This is a genomic window from Desulfocapsa sulfexigens DSM 10523 (assembly GCF_000341395.1).
Classification (GTDB): domain Bacteria; phylum Desulfobacterota; class Desulfobulbia; order Desulfobulbales; family Desulfocapsaceae; genus Desulfocapsa; species Desulfocapsa sulfexigens.
The window spans coordinates 929619-948970 of the sequence record NC_020304.1 but is presented as its reverse complement, the minus strand read 5'-3'; the positions used below and the strand labels follow the sequence as shown (position 1 = coordinate 948970).

Sequence of the window (19352 nt, the reverse complement as noted above, 5' to 3'; positions counted from 1 at the left end):
TTACATTTCCAATCCTCTGTTATCTTTATCGACCACTCCCTCTTATTTCTTTATTTTTGAGAAATATTCTTGACAGAAATTGCTTAGGGTGGCTAGTATTTAGTTCTCCTAAGTAAATTTGAGTGTTTTTTTTTTTATTACAGTGAAGTGAAAAGTATATGACTAACGAAAAAACGGTTGAGCAGGCGCGCTTTATCGCCAGTGCCGGGCGCAAACTGAAAGATCATGTTTTTTCCATCCAGTCCGGTCTCCACAGTGGGCGCGTATGTTGCCAGGGAGAGGAACTGTCTACGGCTCAGGTGCAGATGCTTATGACCTTGCATGGCTGCGGGAAAAGCACAATCTCACATCTTGCCGAAAAGTTGAATGTCTCGCCGCCTTCGGCATCATGTATGGTTGATCGCCTGGAAGACAAGGGGTTTGTACATCGTGAACGGAGTATTGAGGATAGACGAAAGGTTGTGGTTCATCTGTCAAAAATGGCTGCAGTACAAGCAGAAAAGATGGAGGAAGCAGTTCTGGCCGCCTTTCTTGATCTGGTTGAAAAAGTGGGCCCGGAGACGGCGCAGAAGTGGTGTGAAGTGCTTGAACGTGTTGAGCAGGTATTATCAAAACAGGAAAGAGTAAATGATCATGAGTGAACAAAAAAACAGTATGCGCACAACTGTAATTATTCGAGTTGTTGCCTGTCTTATTATTCTACTGATTGGATTGGGTGGTTTTAGATTCTTAAAAAGCAGAAAAAAGGCTCCCAGCCATGCTGTTCAGGTAGAGCGACCTCTCAAGGTGGCAGCAGTTGCAGCCATGTTTGCAGATGTCCCTGTGTCCATAGAGGCTCATGGCGAGTTGCGGTCCATTCGTATGGTGGAAATTGCTGCCGAGGTAGCAGGATCCGTTGTTGAGGTACATCCCCGGTTGCAGACCGGTGAGGTGATAGCAAAAGGGGAATTGCTTTTTGCAATAGATGATCGGGATTATCGCAACGACTATGAGTCTAACAGGGCACGCCTTGCTATTTTGAAACGGGATAAAGAGCTCACGGCGAAAGAACTGGAACGTGCCAGAATTCTGTTTGAAAAAAATAAAGTTGGAACCAGAGCAGGAGTAGAAAAAGCTGAGCAGGCAGCGAACAATTCCGCTGACAAGCTGGCTCAGGTCCAGCAGGCCATGATTCGGGCTGAAATTAATCTTGAGCGCTGTATGGTCTATGCTCCCTTTACCTGCCGGATTACCTCAAAAAATATTGAGAAAGGGCAGTATGTGGCACCGGGAAAGATTGTTCTCGGACTGGCGGATGACTCTGTGTTGGAACTTGAAGTGCCACTCGACAGTCGTGATGCCTTTGCCTGGCTGCAGTTTTCAGAAAACAAGGTGGCACAGTCGGCATCGGCAGGATCTGATGCGTGGTTTTCGGCAGTGAAACCCGTAGAGTGCGAAGTTGTCTGGACTGAAGATGCAGGTAACAGGGCTGTGGCCACTATGAACAGAGTCAGTTTTTTTGACCAGAAGACTCGAACGGTGAAGGTGGTTCTACGGCTCGATTCCAAGCAGTTTGCTGAGAAAAACATACCAATGCCCCTGGTTTCAGGAATGTTCTGCCGGGTGGTAATTCCTGGTGGAACGATGAAGAAGGTGGTGGGCTTGCCACGCTGGGCTGTCAGTTTTGAAAACACTGTCTACGTTGTTCGTGACGGCCGTCTGGAGACTGTTCCTGTGAAGGTCGCCAGAGTTCAGGATAACAAGGCATATGTCAACGATGGTTTGGATCAGGGCGATATGGTTGTTACTACTCGCCTTGTCAATCCTCTTGAACGCAGTCTTGTTGACGTCATACAAACAGCCACACCATCTCCCGAGGGTGAGAAGTAATGAATAATCTGCTTGCCTCTTTTGCCCGTAACACGGTTTTTGCCAATATCCTTCTTCTCTTGATCTTTTTTGCAGGATTTCTGGCGACAAAAATGATGGTCCGGGAGAGCTTTCCGGAGTTCTCCATTGATAAAATAGTTATTACCGTTCCCTATCCTGGAGCTGACCCAGAGGAAGTGGAGGAGGGTATTAATCAAAAGATAGAAGAAGCACTGGAATCCATTCAGGGAATTGACCAGTATACCACTAAATCCATGGAGAATATGGCTTCTGTTACCATTGATGTCAAAGATGGACATGACACTGCTGAGGTGCTGGATAAGGTGCGGTCCCATGTGAATGCCATCTCGAATCTTCCTGTTGATGCAGAGAAACCTATTATTCGTGAGATTGTCCGCAAACAGGTGGTGATGCTGCTCGCACTGTCAGGAGATCTGAGCGAAAAACAGCTTAAGCAATGGGGAGAGGATATTAAGGATGAGGTGAAATTGAGTCCACTCATCTCTCAGGTGGAGGCTTATGGAACCCGAGACTATGAAATTGCAATTGAGATTTCGGAGGAAAAGCTACGGAGATACGGATTAACTTTTGATCAGGTTGCCTCAGTGGTGCGTAAGTCCAGCCTCAACCAGTCAGGAGGAACTCTCCGCACAGTCGGTGAGGACATCAGGATAAGGACGGTGGGGCGTAAGTACACGGGTGAGGAACTGGCAGAAATAGTGGTGCTGGCGAGTCCTGGTGGCGAGATCATTACCCTTGATCGTATAGCAGTCATCCGCGATGGTTTTATTGAAGATCCTATTTTTGCAACCATCGATGATCAACCGGCAATGTTTGTTCAGATCTCTAAAACTGAAGATGAAGATGCCATTAAGATTTCCAACGAGGTGCAGGCATTTGTTGCAGAAAAAGAAAAGGTTTTGCCACCGGGGGTTCATATCTCAGTTTTTTATGACACCACCGATTCGCTTCGTTCCCGCATAAACCTCCTTACCCGGAATGGGATTATTGGCCTCTGTCTGGTTTTTTTCATGCTTTGGCTTTTTCTTGATATGCGGCTGTCCTTCTGGGCAGGTCTGGGGATTCCCATCTCCATTGCCGGGGCCATGTTTATTCTCTGGTCAACTGACGCCACCATCAATATGATCTCACTCTTTGGCCTTATTATGGTACTTGGAATCGTGGTGGATGATGCAATTGTCGTTGGAGAGGCCATTTATGTGCATAGAAAACGGGGTGAACCTCCACTTCAAGCGGCGATAAGTGGAGTGTCGGAGGTTGCCATGCCGGTACTGGCGGCTGTAACAACCACTATAGTTGCTTTTATTCCACTCTCTTTTGTCGGAGGAACCATGGGCAAGTTTGTCGCCATTTTACCTGTGGTGGTTATTGCCTGTCTCCTGATTTCCCTCGTTGAATCACTGCTGCTTCTGCCTGCACATCTGAGTCATTTGCCGGACTTGAATAAACCAAAGAAATTGTGGGCCCCTTTTGCCCTTATAGAACGAGGGCGTGCGTCTGTAAGTACCGGGCTTGAGACCTTTATAGAAAAACGTTATGTACCTTTTATTAATATAGTTCTGAACTGGCGCTATGTTTCACTGGCTGTGGCCATATCCGTACTTATACTCAGTGTGGGACTGGTCAAGGGGGGGCTTGTTAAATTTCAGGTTTTTCCAAAACTTGACGGTTTTGTTATTACTTCCACCGTTGAATTCCCGGAAGGAACGCCTCCTGATGTCACGAGTCAGGCATTGAAGCAGATCGAGGCGGCTTTTGATCGTCTGGCTGAAAAGACAAAAACAATTAGCGGGGAGCCTCTTGTCCAGCAGCGATTAGTCCTTGTTGGTCAGGTCCTGTCAGGAGAGATGGGGGCTACGGGGCCTCATATGGGGTCCATCCAGGTTATCTTGTTACCATCGGAAAAACGGGGTGTACATTCAAATGACCTGCTTATTGCCTGGGAAAAGGAAGTAGGTGGAATTCCGGGAGTAAAAAGTCTTTCCTTTGAAGGAATGGCGGCTGGTCCTTCGGGTGCTGAGATAGAGGTCTGGCTTCAGGGCCGTGATATGGAAAATCTGCTCAATGCTGCCGATGATTTGCAGGATGCACTTACTGAGTTTCAGGGGGTATATCAGATTCGTTCTGATTATGCCCAGGGTAAAAATGAACTGCAGCTGAGTCTGAAACCTGAGGCGACACCTCTTGGACTTACCGTACAGGATCTTGCCGGACAGATTAATGCAGGTTTTTATGGAAGAGAAGCCTTTCGTCTGCAGCGCGGCAAGGATGATATCCGGGTGAAGGTGCGCTACACGGCTTTTGAAAGGAGTCGTATTTCTGACTTCGAGAAAGTTCATATTCGTACACTCGACGGTCGTGAAGTGCCCCTGCTTTCCGTTGCAAATATCAGCTTTGCACCAGGGTACTCTACCATTACGCGTACTGACGGCTTGCGTCGAATACAGGTGACCGCGGAGGTGAATAACCGGCTGGCGAATGCCGATGAAATCTTTGCTGAACTAGGGGGAACAACATTTCGTGAACTGAAGACGAAGTATCCAGGTATTCATCTGGCCATGGAGGGTTCCAAGAAAAATACCAGGGAATCCTTTGCGTCGTTGAAAGTAGGATTTCCCATAGCGATGGTGGGGATCTTTGTCATTATTGCTACAATATTTCGTTCCTATCTTCAGCCGTTTATTATAATGTTTACCATTCCCTTCGGGATTATCGGCGCCATTATCGGACATCTCCTTCTTGGTTATAATCTTTCCATGATGTCAATTTTTGGAATGGTAGCCCTGTCCGGAGTAGTGATTAATGATGCTATTGTTCTGATAGAGCGGGTCAACGAGAACCTCAGCGGTGGAATGAAACTCTTTGATGCAATTATTCAGGGTGGTGCCAGGCGGTTTCGTGCTATTTTTCTCACATCGATCAGTACCGTTGGAGGGCTGGCACCGCTTATAGTGGAAACAGATATGCAGGCAAAATTTCTTATTCCCATGGCCCTGTCTGTTGCTGGTGGTGTGGTTTTTGCGACTGGATTGACGCTGATATTGATTCCGAGTCTGCTGGTTATCATGAACGATTTCAGAAGAATTATAGTGAAGGGGATAAGTGGGACTTGGCCTGCACGTGAGGAAGTTGAACCGAGGGCGCTAAAATAAAATGAACTGGAAAATATCTTTTTTAATTGTACTGACAATATATTTTATCTCTGCTTCTCTTGCGGGTGGAAAAACGCTTGAAGAAGTAGAAGTGCTCGATCTTGAAACTGCTCAGGAGATTGCACTTGCAGGGAATCCTTCCCTTGCTGCTGCAGCAGAGCGGGTGGAACAGGCACGGCAGCGAATTGAGCAGGCAAGAGCCCTGTACTACCCAAGCGTTGATGCCGGGGGCGCTGCGGTATCGGGAAGAATGTCGGCAGCTGATGCTGCCACTCAATCCATGATTTTGGGTGGTGCCGATGTTGATCGAAGCAGTGAGAGATACCAGATCTCCATCGGTGCCTCCTGGCTTCTCTTTGATGGCTTTTCCAGAAAATTCAATAATCTCATAGCCGAATCCGGGCAGCAGGAAACGGAACAGGCAAGACGGGATGGTATGCGGCTTCTTCTCCAATCCGTTGCTGAGAGTTACTACGGTGCACAGTTGGCTCTGTATAATAAAGCCATCGCTGAAGCCGATTTTTCTTTTAATTCGAAGCAGGCTGATGAGGCAAGAGTGAGCATGAATGCCGGGGCAGGGTCACTCTCGGCACTACTCAATTTTCAGGTACAGATGAACAATGCCTCCACTGAAATTCTCCTCGCCGAGCGTGACTATGATCTGGCCCTGTATGGATTGGCTGTATTGCTCGGTCGTGAGAGTGGACGTATGCCGGAGGGGTTACGTCTAGAGCGGGTTGAAATGGTGGAGGAAAGTGAATTCGTTAGCCTGTCTACTGATCAGTTGCTCCAGGTGGCTGCGAACAATCGACCAGATCTTCTGCGGCAGGAGTTCAGTGTACAGCGTGCTGAGTCGGCTGTTGGCAGTAATAAGGCCAGGTTCTATCCTCAACTGTCACTCAATGGATCCGTCGATGGAAACAGACTGGACGATATGGGTTTTGAAGAAGATGATTTTGGTTCTACGGTATCTGTGAATCTCTCTTACAACCTCTTCCGAGGTGGGGGTGACAGAGCGAAAGTTGCTGAGGCAAAGGCCTTCCGGAGAGAAGCGGTGCGTACCCTTGAACAGCAGAAAAACAAAGTGCAAAGTGAGGTGAGGCAGGCCATCACCAGGCTGGAACAGGCAAGGGCACAATTGAAACTTCAGCGTGCATCTGTCAAACTTGTTGAACAGAGCAGGGATCTGGTTGAAGAGGGATACAAGGCCGGACAGGAGTCCCTGGCACGTTTGAATGAGGTGCAGCGGGATCTGGTACGGACCCAGTCCCGATTGGCCCTGTCGTTAATCGGTCTCTATACTAACAGGCAGTCATTAAAAACGGCCACGGGGGAATCCTTAACTCCATATCTGGCTGGAGAGGGTATGGGAAACGGCGCTGAGTAAATCTCCTATGGACCGGAGAATATTTGCCGTAGGCGATAGCCATTCCAGGCGTTGTTTTGAGAATCATCATATTATTGCTGATTCCAGAGTCCTGACTGGATACAATAAATTGGACGGTAAGACTGCGTACAATCTGGAGCGTCACCAGAAAAAACTATTGGAAATCCTCAAACCGCTGCGCGAAAAAGAGCTGATTTTCTGTTTTGGTGAAGTGGATGTTCGACTCCATATCAAATATAAACATCTGCAACTGGGAACTCCTATTGAACAGCTTATCGCCAGAACCGCTGAACGCTATACCTCCCATGTAAAGAAGTTGCGAAATGATGGTTATCGGATACACGTCTTTAATGTGGTGCCCACCGGAGATTTTCTGGGACCTGCAGCCGAGAAATGGCAACAGGGCCTGAGCTATCCATTTAACACTACCTGTGAAGAACGCAGCAATTACACGGAGCAGTTAAATAATGCCTATGCCAGATGCTGTGATGAATTGCAAATCCCTTTTATCGATATCTATCAGTATCTTGTGGACAATACAGGGAAGAGGCGACAAGATCTGGTTTTCGATTTTGCCCATATCAACAACAGCTGTGCAGACCTGGTCCTGGAGCATCATGTTTTCCCATCGCAACACCTGTCGCAGAGTGACGAGTGTCCTTCCTTGAAATAATCTAAAAAATGAGTTTTCGTATGTTCGATAAAAGTGAGAAAGCCTTTCCTGTAAAGAAAAACAGCGTCTTTCTGGCTCATTGTGCTATTTCTCCCATGCAGCGGCAGGCAGAAGAGGCAGCTCAGGACTATCTCAAGGCCATGGCCGAGGGTGGAGTCAGCCGCTTGCCACCTTTTTTTAGTTTGCTGCCCCGTTTTCATCAAAAATGTGGCCAGTTATTTAAAACTGATTCAGGGAACATCTCCAGTACCCATAACACGGCGGAGGGGATGTGCCTGATCGCCAACGGTTATCCGTTTCAGCCTGGGGATGAAATAATCAGTTATATTCACGAATTTCCAAGTAACCATTACCCGTGGCGTCTTCAGGAAAGACGAGGAGTAAAGCTTGTCCTCCTGGATGACCATGATCCCTTGGGGACGCTTCCTGGCGTAGCATCTCCACGGGGATGGTCCATGGAAGAACTGGAGGCAAAGGTAAGCTCCAGGACACGGATAATTGCCCTCAGTCATGTCCAATTCAGTAGTGGCTATGCAGCTGATTTGGTAAAACTGGGAAGGTTCTGCAGGGAGCGTAATATCGATCTTGTTATTGATGGGGCTCAGAGTGTGGGGTGTCTGCCGCTGTATCCGGAAGAGTGTAATGTGGCAGCTGTGGCTGTCTCATCCTGGAAGTGGCTTATGGGGCCCTTTGGAGCTGGACTGTTATATACAAGTCCTGAGTTTCGAGATAAAATTGAAGTAACAATGGTTGGAGCATCTTCGATGCAACAGGGCCTTGAGTATCTTGATCACACCTGGAATCCCCATGTGGATGGGCGTAAGTTTGAATATTCCACACTGTCCTGGGAACATCTTGCTGCAATCAATGGTTTGCTGGATGCAGTTTTTTTACGCTACCCCATGGAGGATATCCGAATGGAGGTGTTGCGATTACAGAATGTTTTTCTTCAGTATCTTGATCCCGATCTTTTCACGCCGTTACTTTTTCCGGAGGCGCACCGTTCAGGGATTTTAGCGATTCTTCCTGAAACAAATGCTCAAAAACTTGTGGAACGTGTTGGGAAACTCGGAATAGTAGCAACAGTTCGTTCAGAATATATACGAATAGCGCCTCATTTCTATCTCGTTGATGATGATATGAAAAGGGCTGCTGAGTGTTTTAACAGGGAGGCAGGACAATAATGACCAAAACAGCATTTATTACAGGAGCAACTTCAGGATTTGGCAGAGCGTGTGCCGAAATATTTGCCGAAAAAGGTTGGGACCTTGTTCTTTGCGGTCGTCGCGAAGAGCGGTTACAGGAACTTCAGAACCAGCTGACGGAGGTTGCCGTACATACCGTTGTCTGTGATGTTCGCAAAAGAGAGCAGGTAGAGAACATGGTGAAGACTTTGCCGGAATCACACAGCAATATTGACCTGCTGGTTAATAATGCAGGACTTGCCCTTGGTATGAAACCGGCTCAGGATGCTGATCTTGATGATTGGGAAAATATGGTGGATACCAATATCAAAGGACTGCTGTATGTGACCCGTGCCCTGTTACCGGCTATGGTGAGTCGTGGGAAGGGAGATATTATCAATATTGGATCCATCGCAGGCTCCTGGCCCTATCCGGGTGGAAATGCCTATGGTGCAACCAAGGCATTTGTGAAGCAGTTTTCCAATAACCTGCGTGCCGATCTCCATGGCACAGGAATTAGAGTATCCAATGTTGAACCAGGACTTGCAGAGTCTGAGTTTTCCGTGGTTCGTTTTCATGGGGACAAAGAAAAGGCAGATGCGGTGTATGAGGGGACTGAGCCGCTTACCCCGGTGGATATAGCGGAGATTGTCTATTGGCTGGCTGACCGTCCGTCTCATGTGAATGTAAATCGTCTTGAGGTGATGCCGGTTTGTCAGAGCTGGAGTCCTTTTGCTATTCATCGGAAACAATGAAGCAGGAAAGGATTGAACAATTTTCTGCAGATTGCTAAAGTAATAAAGAGTACAATGGGTTCTCGGCTAGATATGTCAGGGGGATTAAAAATGAGAAAGGCGGGTCTGTTTGGGGTCATACTGGTGTTGCTGTTACCGTTGTGTGTAATTGCCGGGGAAAAAAATCCCTGGGAGAAAAAGCTGCCTTTTAAGCATGGTACCATCAATTACACCATCAGTGGCATGGAGAATGGGAGTGAAATCACTTATATCCGGGATTATGGCCGTGAGGTTGCCACCTATCATACAACCAAAACGACCATGATGGGGATGACCATGGTAAACGAAACCGTGGATATTGATACTCCTGAATGGAGTTATCACTTTGACTTGACCGAGGGAACAGGTACCAAGAATGTTAACCCCGAAAAGTATATGATTGAAGAGTACAATAAACTTTCCAGGGCTGAGCAAAAGCGGGTCAGTGAAAATGGTGAAAAGATGGGTGTCTCTGTCGCTGAAGGTTTTGGCGGGAAGGTACAACAGAATGCTAAAGAAATTCTTGGTTACAGCTGTGACCGGACCGAAATGATGGGCAGTGTGGTCTATAGTATTCATGGTTCAGGTCTTCCGCTTCTCGTTGAGACAAATATGATGGGGATGAACATGAAAATCGAGGCAACATCCGTGGATAAAGGAAGGGTTGCTGATTCATTTTTTCAGTTTCCTCAGGGAATTGAACCGGTGTTTGATCAGCAATCAGATGCCGTCGCGCGTGAGATGGCCAGACAGACCATCGCCATGCTGAAAGATCCGGAAAGTGGAGAGAAGAGGCGTGGCCCGGCAATGCAGGGGCAGCAAAAACAGATGTCTCCGGAGGATCAGGAACAGATGCAGCAGGCCATGGAAATGTTGAAAGGTATGTTTGGTAATCAGCCACAGCAATAGTGTTTCTCTGAATTTGAGATTTGGAGTGTTCTTTAAATGGAGAGTTAGTCAGATGAGACGATTTGCGAGTTTTGCTTGTGTTCTAACCCTGCTGTTTGTTTGTGGGGCTTGTTCCACACTCAGTGTCAATGCCGATTACGATCCGGCCTACGATTTTACAAAACTCAAAACATATGCTTGGCTGGATGATGGCAAGGCACCGGGGAGTGACGTCCGGATAAATAATGACCTCGTTATTGATAGAGTTCGTGGTGCAGTGGAGAGGAATCTAGCTGCAAAAGGATATGTGAAGAGTGAAGCAACTTCCGCTGATTTTCTTGTGAGTTGGTTGGGTGCGATCGATAGCAAGCTGCAGGTGGATACCATAGATCACTTTTACAGCCCCTACGGTTATGGTGCTTTAGGTCGTGATCCCTTTATGACGACCGGTATGGGCGGAATGCGGAGAACAACAGCCAGAGAGTACGAAGTGGGTACTTTGATAGTGGATATCCTGGATCATGAGCAGCATAAATTGATATGGCGTGGTACTGGGGTCGATCGTCTGGGTGGGAATGATGATCCGAAGGAGGTTACCCGAAATATCAATAACGCGATAGATGCTATCCTTGGAGGTTTCCCTCCGGTTCCGTAGTGAATGCCCTTCGTAGTCAGTGACCGAAAATCAATAGGGTAAGAAGTTTTTCATGACATTGGAGAGTCTGTGCATTATTCGCAGAAATCAGGAGAAGAGGTTCTTGGAGATCTGGGTTCCGGTCGTGATGGACTCGACTCTGCAGAGGTTCACGAACGTCTCCTCCGTTATGGCCCTAATGTTCTGGAGACTGCGGAAGCTGTAAATCCTCTGGTCATTTTCTTTGACCAGTTCAAAAGTTTTATCATCTATATTCTGCTGTTTGCCGTTGTTTTTTCTTGTATCATAGGCGAATATATAGATTCCATTCTCATCCTTGCTATTCTTCTTGCCAACGCCCTGATCGGTTTTTTCCAGGAACTGAATGCATATCGTTCTCTTGAAGCCCTTAAAAAGATAGCCGCTCTCCACGCCACCGTTGTACGGGGAGGTGAGAAAAGAGTAGTAGATGCTGCAGACTTGGTTCCTGGTGATGTCCTTGTGCTGACTGCCGGTGACAAAGTTCCGGCAGATGCCCGAATTCTTGAATCGGTTCGTTTGAAGGTGGAAGAGTCAGCTTTGACTGGGGAGAGTGTCCCTGCGGAAAAAGGAAGCGGAGTTATTGCAGAGAACGTTCAGATCGGCGAGCAGGTGAACATGCTCTTTTCCACCACCTCGGTGGTTGTTGGTAACTGCCTGGCAGTTGTGGTTGGCACGGGTATGGAAACTGAGATCGGAAAGATTTCTGCTCTTATTTCCGGAGCAGTTGATGAGTTGACGCCCCTGCAGCTGCGTTTGCATAGATTTGGTAAGAGGCTTGGGGCGGTTATTCTGCTTGTCTGTCTTGTGGTCTTCAGTGTGCTGAGTATTCAGGCCTTTTTCACGGGAGGGCTCACCGGACAAACCTTTGTTGCCTTTCTCTTTATTGCCATAAGTCTCGCTGTTGCAGCAGTACCAACAGCTCTGCCGGCCGTGGTAACCATTGCGCTCAGCATTGGAGTGAAGCGATTATTGAAGAAGAAGGCGTTGGTACGGAAGCTCTCCTCTGTGGAAACTCTGGGGAGCTGTGATGTGATCTGTACTGATAAGACAGGAACACTGACCGAGAATCGGATGACAGTTCGCTATGGCTGGACCATGGACGGTGAAATTGAATTGCAGGGCATTGGCTATGAGCCAGTTGGAGACGTAAAGGGAGAACCTGTGGAGCTACTCTTCAAAGCAGGACTTCTATGTAACAATGCAGAGTTGCATCAGCGCAGTGGAAAATGGGAACTGATAGGTGACCCGACCGAGGGTGCTCTGTTGACCAGTGGTGGAAAGCTTGGTTTGAAGGGAACAGACAAGCGGATAGATGAAATCCCATTTGATTCCGAAAGAAAGATGATGAGTGTTTTACTCCAGGATGATCAGGGGCAGTTTTCTGTTTTCAGTAAAGGCGCTCCAGGGCATCTCCTGAAACACTGCAGCAGCTATTACAGAAGTGGAGAGATTCTCCCCCTTGATCAGGAGGCAATGTCTCAAATTGAGAATCAGAACGATCTCTATGCAGGACAGGCCATGCGTGTTCTTGCTTTTGCGTGGAAGCAGAAAGATGCAACGGAGCCACTTGATGAGGAAGGGCTGACGTTTATCGGGTTTCAGGCAATGATAGATCCCCCACGCCAGGATGTGTTGCCGGCCATTCGAACAACATCGGAGGCCGGGATCCGAGTGATAATGGTGACAGGTGATTACCAGACAACGGCCAGGGCTATTGGCAGAGAGATCGGGATTGAGAGCGAAGTGTGTACTGGTCATGAAATTGATAACATGGATGATGCCGCCCTGACCTCAGTACTGCAGAGTGGAATAAATATCTTTGCCAGAGTTATTCCGGAGCATAAACAGCGTATAGTTACAGCTCTACAAGGAATGGGACACACGGTTGCGATGACTGGGGACGGAGTTAATGACGCTCCGGCACTGAAGAAAGCAAATATAGGTATTGCCGTGGGGAGTGGCACCGAGGTGGCTAAAGAGGCTTCTGATATTGTTCTCCTTGATGACAGTTTTAGTCATATCGTGAGTGCCATACGGGAAGGCCGTGGGATTTATGATAATATTCAGAAATCGATCATGCTCCTTCTTTCTGGAAATTTTGGTGAAGTATTGATCATTTTCCTTGCAGTGATGACTGGGATGAATTTGCCGCTTACCGCTATCCTGCTTCTCTGGATTAATATGGTAACAGATGGAGCGCCTGCACTCGCATTCAGCGTGGATCCTTACGGCACTGATATTATGACCCGCCAGCCAAAAGACGCGAAAGAGAATATACTTCCCCTGGATAAGCTCGTTTTGATCGGGGTTTTGGGGAGTATCGGTACAGGTTTTGCCTTATTTCTTTTTTCGCTCTATGGGGGAGCAAATGGTGATGGAGAAGAGCTGAAACTGGGGCAGACAATAGTTTTTAACTTTGTTGTGCTCTATGAAGTGGTTTTAGTCTTTGTGATTCGAAGAGATTATCGAGTACCTCTCTTTTCCAACTGGTGGGTATGGGCTGCAGTTGTGTTTTCTGTCGTTGTTCAACTTGTACTTATGTACACGCCGTTGCGTGATATCTTTAAAATTTCAGCGCTCGATGGCAGGCAGCTCCTCCTGCTCGGTGGTTCTGCTTTATGCTTTTATCTTCTGTGCCGGGGCTATGCTGTTTTGCAACTTTTTTTTATGAAGAGAAGGGAAGCGACTTTTACTTAAGGGTCCATAAAAGGAATAGGTTTTATGATTGCCAGGTGAAGAAAAAAATATTGACAGTGTAACCATGGTCGTTTATATTCGTCGGCCTACAGGTTGTTGCTGTCATCATCCTGTTGTGTTTAATCCTCGATAGCTCAGTTGGTAGAGCAGGTGGCTGTTAACCACCTTGTCGCAAGTTCGAGTCTTGCTCGAGGAGCCAAAAATACCAAGCCCGATCGTTTGTGGTCGGGCTTTTTTCCTTTTTTTTGAGTCGGGGCGTAGCGCAGCCTGGTTAGCGCGCCTGCCTTGGGAGCAGGAGGCCGTAGGTTCGAATCCTACCGCCCCGACCATTTGTGAAGTAATAAAAAAAGCCAATCACTCAATTGTGACTGGCTTTTTTTTTGCGTCTTAGCATTCGCTGGTGAGAAAGGTTCGGTCAATCATCCTCAATGATATCGTCATCATCCTCGTCATCCTCAATGTCGTCATCATCCTCATCGTTATCATCCTCATCATCATTTTCTTCATCATCGTCGTCAGCTGCTCTTCTTTCAAGCTCATCCTGTTCCTGCTGCATTCGAACTGCCTTGGGAATTTTGGATTCAGGAAGGATTATCTCTGTGATTCTTTCAATTTCTTTCTGGAGGTCCGGGTCGGCAAGGCAGATTGAACATTCTGCGGCATGTTTCTCAATAAATGAGACCATTCGCGCTGGGGCCATGGTTTCATTGCTTACGTGGAAGTACCATCCTTTGATCTGTTTAATGAGTCGTTCGCACTGCATATTCTTTTGTGTTTACCTGAGTAATTGATTTAGAGTAATTATCTGTTTTTCCGTTTTATCGGCAAATTAACGAGCAAAATAAACATTCTCTTCTTAGAAGGCAAATTATAAAAAAGTTGTTTTCCATCATTATTGGTATTACAGTGATCGCATATATTGTGGAAGTGGATAGTGCACTGGTGGCGCTCCCGGACTTCAAATCCGGTGTATCGGGTTAATAGCTCGATAGGTGGGTTCGATTCCCATGCACTTCCGCCACTCTCCTTTTCTACACTACACTGTCTCTGTTTTCTTTATCAGAGGGTGGCCCATCTCCTCCCGTTGAGTCACGTATCCACTTGCAACTTTTCTTGCGATATTTCTAATTCTGCCGATATACCGTGTTCGTTCGGCCACACTAATTGCCTTTCTTGCATCGAGGAGGTTGAATGTATGTGAACATTTCAGGCAGTAATCATATGCGGGCAGGATCAGTCCCTTAGCGATAAGTTTGAGTCCTTCTTCCTCGTAGGTGTTGAAAAAGTTGATCAGCTCCGGAACATTTGCCTCTTCAAAGTTAAAGGTGGAAAACTCGACTTCTGCCTGATGGAAGATGTCTCCATAGCTGATAGAATCATTCCAGGCAATATCATATACAGAGTCCACGCCTTGCAGGTACATGGCGATTCGTTCGAGTCCGTAGGTAATTTCAACCGTCGTTGGGTGGAGATCGATGGAGCCTGTCTGTTGAAAATAGGTGAACTGGGTGATTTCCATCCCGTCAAGCCATACTTCCCAGCCAAGTCCCCAGGCACCTAAAGTCGGGGATTCCCAGTCGTCTTCAACAAAGCGGATGTCGTGCTCAAGCAGGTCGAGACCAAAGCGTTTTAAGCTTCCGAGGTAGAGTTCCTGTACCTCGATGGGTGATGGTTTGAGGACTACCTGATACTGGTAATAATGTTGGAGGCGGTTAGGGTTGTCACCGTAGCGACCATCGGTTGGTCTTCTGGAGGGTTGTACATATGCGGCTTTCCATGGTTCCGGGCCAAGGGAGCGGAGTAAAGTGGCTGGGTGAAATGTCCCGGCACCCACTTCCATATCATATGGTTGTTGAATAACACAGCCCTGATCTGCCCAGTATTGATTCAGCTGAGAGATGATATCCTGAAAATTCATTCACTGTTCCTGTAATGATTAAGAAGGTTGCTTTTTGTTCGATTCTGATTACTTTTCACACTCGATCATCCGAGTAAGTTTCTTTACAAAGCAATATCTTTAATGAAAAGTTTAATTTAGCACATTTACCATAGCTGGTATCCCGGGTAAATCATTATTTTTCAGGTTTTGTGAGAACTTATTGAAATACTATGAAAAAATATTTTAGGTTTTCGTTATGTTTACTTTACACTCCATGACATCGGTTAGCGCAATTTTACGTGCAGCTCAGACGATTGCAGTAGTGGGGTTTTCTCCTAAGCCTGGCAGGCCCAGTCATATGGTCGGAAAATACCTGATGGATGCCGGGTTTACGGTCTATCCCGTCAATCCTGGCGTCGACAAAATTCTAGGGGTGGTTTCTTATCCCGATCTTGCGTCCATTCCCGGGCCTGTGGATATTGTCGATATCTTCAGGCGGAGTGAAGATGTCTATCCAATTGTTGAGGCAGCCATTGCAATTCAGGCTAAGGTCGTCTGGATGCAGCAGGGGATAGTCAATTATGATGCTGCAGCACTTGCGGAGGAAGCAGGGATCAAAGTTGTCATGGATCGCTGCATTAAGGTTGATCATGCGAATTTATAATACCGAAGACATTCTACTCAAACGATGGAACCTGCCAAAATAAGTATCCGCGGGGCGCGGATGCATAATCTTAAAAATGTTAATGTCGACATTCCAAGGAACAGCCTCGTTGTGTTCACCGGCTTGTCCGGTTCTGGGAAATCTACACTGGCCTTTGATACTTTATACGCTGAGGGGCAGAGACGGTATGTGGAGTCATTATCAACTTATGCCCGCCAATTTCTTGGACAGATGGATAAGCCAGATGTTGATGCTCTTGAAGGTTTGTCTCCAGCCGTCTCCATTGAACAGAAGACCACATCGAAAAATCCTCGCTCAACCGTGGGTACGGTCACTGAAATTTATGATCATCTGCGTCTGTTGTTTGCGCGATGTGGCCGTCCCTATTGTCCCGAGTGTGGTGATGAGATTCGGTCCCAATCCATTGAAGACATGGTTGGCAGCTTGTCGCAGTTTCCTGAAGGGACCAAGGTAGTTTTACTGGCTCCCATGGTTACTGGAAAGAAGGGGCGTCATGAACAGTTGCTGACACGTATCCGAAAAGAGGGTTTTGTTCGCATCAGGGTTGATGGGGAGATTGTTCATACTGATGACGTGCAGGCACTTGAGAAGAATAAACATCATTCCATTGAGGTTGTGGTCGATAGGGTGGTGATTAAGGCTTCGTCCATTCGCAGGCTGAGTGATTCCATTACAACTGCTGTGAAGTTAACTGAGGGCTTTCTGCTTGTTCATTTTCCTGACAGTGGAGAAGATCAATTGTTTAGCGAATTTGCCGCCTGCCATCGTTGTGGCATTTCCATGCCTCGTCTTTCAACCCAACTTTTTTCTTTCAACAATCCTCAAGGAGCCTGTGAAGAATGTGGTGGGCTTGGGGTGAAACAGTTTTTTGATGCAGGACTTATTGTTCCCGATCCATCACTCAGTATAAAAAATGGCGCTATTGCGCCCTGGGGCAAACGTGCCGGAAAGAGTTATTCAGGCCAGATGCTTGAAGCAGTTGCAAAGCATTATTCCTTTTCCATGACAACTCCTTTCGTTAAATTACCTCAAAAACTTCAGAATATTCTATTGTATGGCTCAGGATCCGAAGCGATTTCCTTTTGTTATCAGAAAGGACACCGAAAGATGACCACAGTGAAGCCGTATGAGGGGGTTATACCGCAACTGAACAGAAGATTTCATGAGACCAATTCTCCTATGATCAGAGAGGAACTTGGCCGTTTCATGAATGAACAAACGTGTCCACAGTGCCATGGTGAGCGTTTAAAGCCGGAGGCGCTGTCTGTGAAAGCGGGTAAATGGTCAATCTATGATCTCACCTGTCTATCCATTGAACAGATGATCGAATATCTCCCTCTTATTCCCTTTTCTAGTCGTGAACGTCAGATAGCAGAACCCATTTTGAAAGAGATTGTTGACAGGTTATCGTTTCTTGAAGATGTGGGGCTAGGCTATTTGTCCCTTGAAAGGAAATCAGGCACCCTTTCCGGGGGTGAGGCCCAGCGTATCAGACTGGCCTCTCAGATAGGATCAAGACTGGCCGGGGTACTCTATATTTTAGACGAACCTAGTATTGGCCTTCATCAGCGTGATAATCAGAAATTGATTAATACTCTAATTGAATTAAGGGATATGGGGAACAGTGTCATAGTGGTGGAACATGATACCGACACGATTATGACTGCTGATTTCATACTTGATATGGGCCCTGGAGCAGGGGTGCACGGTGGGGAGGTCGTCTATGCTGGTGATGTCCAAGGCCTGTTGAAATGTGATACATCGTTGACCGGGAATTATCTTTGTGGAAGCAGGAATATTGCGGTTCCTGAAAAAAGGCGTAAAGCCGCCAAAAGGCAATTTCTTCGTTTGAAGCATGGTGTTGTTAATAATCTCAAAAATATTGATGTCTCCTTTCCCCTCGGAGTAATGACCTGCATTACTGGAGTATCAGGATCTGGAAAGAGTTCACTTGTGATTGAAACACTTTTTCCTCTTGCAAAAGAGGGAGTGGGGCGAAGACTCGATTGTGCCAGGATAGGGAAGACCACTCTTAGCGGCCTGGATAAGATTGATAAGATAGTTGATATTGACCAAAGTCCCATTGGCAGAACACCCCGCTCCAATCCAGCTACATATACCGGTGTTTTTACACCTGTTCGTGAACTATTCGCACGTCTACCGGAGTCCAGAGTCCGGGGATATAAGCTGGGCCAGTTCAGTTTCAATGTTAAAGGTGGACGCTGTGAGGCCTGTGAGGGTGAAGGTGTGAATAAGATTGCCATGCATTTTTTACCCGATATATATGTGGTGTGTGAGGCGTGTCAGGGAAAACGCTATAACCAGGAAACATTGGAAATTAAATATCGTGGCAAAAATATCCATGAAGTCCTCTCGATGACCGTTGAAGAGGCTCTGGAATTTTTCAAAAATATTCCTCCTGTAAAGAACAGATTACAGACTCTTTATGATGTTGGTCTCACCTATATCAGCCTTGGTCAGTCCTCGGTGACACTTTCAGGCGGGGAAGCTCAACGGGTAAAGTTGGCGAAAGAGCTTTCCGGCAGAGCCAGTGGTAAAACGCTCTACATTCTGGATGAACCGACAACTGGACTGCATCCTGCTGATATTGAACACTTGTTATGCGTTCTGGGGCGACTGGTTGATAATGGAAATACGGTTGTAGTTATAGAGCATAACCTTGACGTTATAAAAACAGCGGATTGGGTGATAGATGTTGGGCCTGAAGGAGGTGATAATGGTGGCAATATTGTGGCGACTGGAACCCCTGAAAAAATAGTACAATCCAAAGGGTCATTCACAGGTTACTATCTCGGTGATGTGCTTAAACGTTAGCTTCTTGATAAAATTTGGAATTCCTTTGCCTAACGACCAATTTTACTGTTTAATAAGGAAGATTTTTGTAAGGTGCCCTTATTGTTGGGTAACCATTGATTGAATATTTAGTAACCGTCTATTGAGGTAGGTAAACATGACAGAGGAAAATGCAAACAATAATGCTGCAGAAGATACCAATCCTGTTTTTCGCATGCAGAAGATGTATATCAAAGATTTCTCTTTTGAAAATCCCAATGCTCCCGGTGTTTTTCAGGCACAGAATCAGGAACCAAAGGTTGAAGTTAATTTAAAACTGAACAATAAAAAACTGGATGATAATCACTACGAGGTTGCATTACAGATTACTGCTAAAATTCTTGATAGTGGAAATAACAACAAGACCATGTTTATTATGGAAATTGAACATGCAGCCGCATTTCTAATGAGGAATATTCCTGCAGAACATCTGGAAATGGTACTGGGCGTTGATTGTCCAACGCTTCTTTTCCCCTTTACCAGGCAGATAGTCAGCCAGATATCAGTTGATGGTGGTTTTATACCCTTCCTTATGGAACCGATTAACTTTATGGCTTTATATCAAAATTCCAAGCAGGAAGCTGCTGCTGCCAAAAACTAAAACTGAATAATAGA

General features: G+C 46.5%; 15 protein-coding genes and 3 tRNA genes. 16 read left to right on the top strand and 2 right to left on the bottom strand.

The annotated features are described in order from the left end of the window. Window positions 1-158: 158 nt before the first annotated feature. From UWK_RS18195 to UWK_RS04085, 12 genes are all read left to right on the top strand, one after another. Entirely contained in the window at window positions 159-641 is a 483-nt protein-coding gene (locus tag UWK_RS18195; RefSeq protein WP_015403089.1) for a MarR family winged helix-turn-helix transcriptional regulator, read from the top strand. Continuing rightward, window positions 634-1869 (top strand): efflux RND transporter periplasmic adaptor subunit, encoded by a 1236-nt coding sequence (locus UWK_RS04135; protein WP_167320716.1) that lies wholly within the window; start codon window positions 634-636, stop codon window positions 1867-1869. Before UWK_RS18195 ends, UWK_RS04135 begins: the two co-directional genes overlap by 8 nt. Next, the gene (locus tag UWK_RS04130; RefSeq protein WP_015403087.1) at window positions 1869-5042 is read left to right on the top strand and encodes an efflux RND transporter permease subunit; all 3174 of its coding nucleotides are present in this window, start codon (window positions 1869-1871) and stop codon (window positions 5040-5042) included. The genes UWK_RS04135 and UWK_RS04130 overlap by 1 nt, the downstream gene beginning before the upstream one ends. Window position 5043: 1 nt before the next feature. Further along, a complete protein-coding gene (locus tag UWK_RS04125) occupies window positions 5044-6429 on the top strand; it encodes a TolC family protein (RefSeq protein ID WP_015403086.1) in 1386 nt (461 codons plus the stop codon). 7 nt (window positions 6430-6436) lie between these two features. Next, complete coding sequence (locus tag UWK_RS04120) at window positions 6437-7102, top strand: SGNH/GDSL hydrolase family protein (protein ID WP_015403085.1); 666 nt, start codon at window positions 6437-6439, stop codon at window positions 7100-7102. Between the two features lie 20 nt (window positions 7103-7122). Further along, window positions 7123-8286 (top strand): aminotransferase class V-fold PLP-dependent enzyme, encoded by a 1164-nt coding sequence (locus tag UWK_RS04115; protein ID WP_015403084.1) that lies wholly within the window; start codon window positions 7123-7125, stop codon window positions 8284-8286. Further along, on the top strand, window positions 8286-9041 hold the full coding sequence (locus tag UWK_RS04110; RefSeq protein WP_015403083.1) for an SDR family oxidoreductase: 756 nt from the start codon (window positions 8286-8288) through the stop codon (window positions 9039-9041). Before UWK_RS04115 ends, UWK_RS04110 begins: the two co-directional genes overlap by 1 nt. A 90-nt stretch (window positions 9042-9131) precedes the next feature. Next, on the top strand, window positions 9132-9968 hold the full coding sequence (locus tag UWK_RS04105) for a hypothetical protein (RefSeq protein ID WP_015403082.1): 837 nt from the start codon (window positions 9132-9134) through the stop codon (window positions 9966-9968). 52 nt (window positions 9969-10020) lie between these two features. Then, a complete protein-coding gene (locus UWK_RS04100; protein WP_015403081.1) occupies window positions 10021-10602 on the top strand; it encodes a DUF4136 domain-containing protein in 582 nt (193 codons plus the stop codon). A gap of 69 nt (window positions 10603-10671) precedes the next feature. Beyond that, entirely contained in the window at window positions 10672-13320 is a 2649-nt protein-coding gene (locus UWK_RS04095) for a cation-translocating P-type ATPase (protein ID WP_015403080.1), read from the top strand. Window positions 13321-13443: 123 nt separating this feature from the next. Continuing rightward, window positions 13444-13519: transfer RNA gene (locus tag UWK_RS04090), tRNA-Asn, on the top strand. Between the two features lie 52 nt (window positions 13520-13571). Continuing rightward, window positions 13572-13649, top strand: a tRNA-Pro gene (locus UWK_RS04085). 86 nt (window positions 13650-13735) lie between these two features. Here UWK_RS04085 and UWK_RS19255 read toward each other — a convergent pair. Continuing rightward, window positions 13736-14083, bottom strand: coding sequence for a hypothetical protein (locus UWK_RS19255; RefSeq protein ID WP_015403079.1), 348 nt, complete (start codon window positions 14081-14083; stop codon window positions 13736-13738). 160 nt (window positions 14084-14243) lie between these two features. Between UWK_RS19255 and UWK_RS04075 the strand changes: the two genes are divergently transcribed. After that, window positions 14244-14341 (top strand) — tRNA-Sec (locus UWK_RS04075). A gap of 15 nt (window positions 14342-14356) precedes the next feature. Here UWK_RS04075 and glyQ read toward each other — a convergent pair. After that, complete coding sequence (gene glyQ / locus UWK_RS04070) at window positions 14357-15238, bottom strand: glycine--tRNA ligase subunit alpha (RefSeq protein ID WP_015403078.1); 882 nt, start codon at window positions 15236-15238, stop codon at window positions 14357-14359. 217 nt (window positions 15239-15455) lie between these two features. Between glyQ and UWK_RS04065 the strand changes: the two genes are divergently transcribed. The 3 genes from UWK_RS04065 to secB all read left to right on the top strand — a co-directional run bounded on the left by UWK_RS04065 (window position 15456) and on the right by secB (window position 19338). After that, window positions 15456-15863: a CoA-binding protein gene (locus tag UWK_RS04065; protein WP_015403077.1), complete on the top strand. Its 408-nt coding sequence runs from the start codon at window positions 15456-15458 to the stop codon at window positions 15861-15863. Between the two features lie 24 nt (window positions 15864-15887). Continuing rightward, window positions 15888-18719 (top strand): excinuclease ABC subunit UvrA, encoded by a 2832-nt coding sequence (uvrA, locus tag UWK_RS04060; protein ID WP_015403076.1) that lies wholly within the window; start codon window positions 15888-15890, stop codon window positions 18717-18719. A 136-nt stretch (window positions 18720-18855) separates the two neighbouring features. After that, entirely contained in the window at window positions 18856-19338 is a 483-nt protein-coding gene (gene secB / locus UWK_RS04055; protein ID WP_015403075.1) for a protein-export chaperone SecB, read from the top strand. Window positions 19339-19352 lie beyond the last annotated feature (14 nt).

Bases quoted from the DNA above. Each gene is read 5' to 3' on its own strand.
- UWK_RS18195 (WP_015403089.1), top strand. From the start codon at position 159: ATGACTAACGAAAAAACGGTTGAGCAGGCGCGCTTTATCGCCAGTGCC.
- UWK_RS04135 (WP_167320716.1), top strand. From the start codon at position 634: ATGAGTGAACAAAAAAACAGTATGCGCACAACTGTAATTATTCGAGTT.
- UWK_RS04130 (WP_015403087.1), top strand. From the start codon at position 1,869: ATGAATAATCTGCTTGCCTCTTTTGCCCGTAACACGGTTTTTGCCAAT.
- UWK_RS04125 (WP_015403086.1), top strand. From the start codon at position 5,044: ATGAACTGGAAAATATCTTTTTTAATTGTACTGACAATATATTTTATC.
- UWK_RS04120 (WP_015403085.1), top strand. From the start codon at position 6,437: ATGGACCGGAGAATATTTGCCGTAGGCGATAGCCATTCCAGGCGTTGT.
- UWK_RS04115 (WP_015403084.1), top strand. From the start codon at position 7,123: ATGTTCGATAAAAGTGAGAAAGCCTTTCCTGTAAAGAAAAACAGCGTC.
- UWK_RS04110 (WP_015403083.1), top strand. From the start codon at position 8,286: ATGACCAAAACAGCATTTATTACAGGAGCAACTTCAGGATTTGGCAGA.
- UWK_RS04105 (WP_015403082.1), top strand. From the start codon at position 9,132: ATGAGAAAGGCGGGTCTGTTTGGGGTCATACTGGTGTTGCTGTTACCG.
- UWK_RS04100 (WP_015403081.1), top strand. From the start codon at position 10,021: ATGAGACGATTTGCGAGTTTTGCTTGTGTTCTAACCCTGCTGTTTGTT.
- UWK_RS19255 (WP_015403079.1), bottom strand. From the start codon at position 14,083: ATGCAGTGCGAACGACTCATTAAACAGATCAAAGGATGGTACTTCCAC.
- glyQ (WP_015403078.1), bottom strand. From the start codon at position 15,238: ATGAATTTTCAGGATATCATCTCTCAGCTGAATCAATACTGGGCAGAT.
- UWK_RS04065 (WP_015403077.1), top strand. From the start codon at position 15,456: ATGTTTACTTTACACTCCATGACATCGGTTAGCGCAATTTTACGTGCA.
- uvrA (WP_015403076.1), top strand. From the start codon at position 15,888: ATGGAACCTGCCAAAATAAGTATCCGCGGGGCGCGGATGCATAATCTT.
- secB (WP_015403075.1), top strand. From the start codon at position 18,856: ATGACAGAGGAAAATGCAAACAATAATGCTGCAGAAGATACCAATCCT.